The organism is Duncaniella muricolitica (assembly GCF_910574735.1).
Taxonomy (GTDB): Bacteria; Bacteroidota; Bacteroidia; order Bacteroidales; family Muribaculaceae; genus Duncaniella; species Duncaniella muricolitica.
This window is the reverse complement of the sequence record NZ_CAJTCF010000160.1, coordinates 1-1,418: the sequence shown is the minus strand read 5'-3', so window position 1 is coordinate 1,418 and position 1,418 is coordinate 1. Positions and strand designations below refer to the sequence as shown.

Here is a 1,418-nt window from a genome sequence, read left to right as displayed (position 1 = left end):
GGTACGGTATATTAGAGTGTGGGAACTATAATATAGTGCGCCCTTTGCTGAATGCGCTGTATTTTTATTATTTTACTGTATTATTAACATCTCGAAATAAGTTTGAACAACTTCTCTGGATAAAAACTTATGTTTCTTATGTCCTTTTTGAAACTTTTGTATCTATATCGTTTCGGTTATTTTCCGTTTATGGCGTTGGCCACATCGTTGCGGAGGCCTTCGTCCTGCTGGTCGCGGCTGAGGATGGTGCCGTCAGGTCCGAAAAGTATGATGCAGGGGATGCCCTGGAAACCGTAGATGTCAGAGGGGATGTGTTGTGCGTTGATGATGTTGCGCCAGGGCAGGTCGTGGCGTTTTACGGCTTCGATTGTAGCCTCGGGTTCGTCCCACACGGCGACACCGATGACTTCGAGACCCTTGTCGGCATACTGCTTGTAGAGGTCTTTGATTACGGCAGTCTGACGTATGCAGGGACCACACCAGCTTGCCCAGAAGTCGACGAGCACATATTTACCTTTGCCCACCACGTCGGAGAGACGGAAGGTGGAGTCGTTGTAGGTTACCTCAAAGTCTTTGAACATTTTGCCCACCGAGGTCTCTTCTTCGAGCTTGAAAGCCTTGCGTATCTTTTCGAGGCGGGCATTGCCGTTGAGGATGGGATAGACGCCCGTCAGACTGTCGATTTCAGCCAGCGAGTAGGGGCGTTTGTCGCGCAATATCTCCTGCACGCCGAGGGCGTTGTCGAGGTTGGCTTCAAGGAAGGCCTTGTCGAGCGAGTCGGATTTGGCTATATAGTAGTCGCGTTTTTCTTGTTTGAGTGAGTCGGGCAGCTCCATGTATTCCTTGTTGGAGGCGATGCGCTCGCTCCAGTAGTCGTGGATACGCTGATTGAGCTGACCGCCTTTGGCTATGCCTTCGGTGATGGTGATGGAGTCGGCCTCAAGAAAGAAGCTGGCTATGTTATTGTCGTCGATACTCAGGATTACGGATGCTGTGCCGTTATAGCCTTCGGTCATGGGGGCGTTGAATATAACCGTCGAGTCGGTCACAATCGCGCTGTCGATATTGGTGTCGCGGTCGATGTCATAGAGATAGGCTGTCTTGCCGTTGAAGTCGGGGCCGACATTGGCCTTGACATAGTAGTTGTTGTCGGTCTGCGCGCCTGTGCATGCCGACAGCAGAGCGACGGCTGATGCGATGAATGGGAGTGCTTTCATAATGTGATGTTTAGAAAAATTTTTTGTTATTTGCAATTTTGCAGCAAATATATCTATTTTCTAAATGTTATGGTTGTAACTATTCAGCGGACACGCTAAGGCGATAATGTGGAATAGACATCACCATTATAAGTAAATTCAACCTGCTGATTTTATAGTAATTAGCTGCAATTTTATTTGGTAAAGTCAAATAAGTTTTGT

At 48.0% G+C, this 1,418-nt stretch carries 1 protein-coding gene; it reads right to left on the bottom strand.

The window, feature by feature from the left end; genetic code table 11:
• Window positions 1–176 precede the first annotated feature (176 nt).
• On the bottom strand, window positions 177–1,217 hold the full coding sequence (locus QGT73_RS17285) for a TlpA disulfide reductase family protein (protein WP_280123254.1): 1,041 nt from the start codon (window positions 1,215–1,217) through the stop codon (window positions 177–179).
• Window positions 1,218–1,418 lie beyond the last annotated feature (201 nt).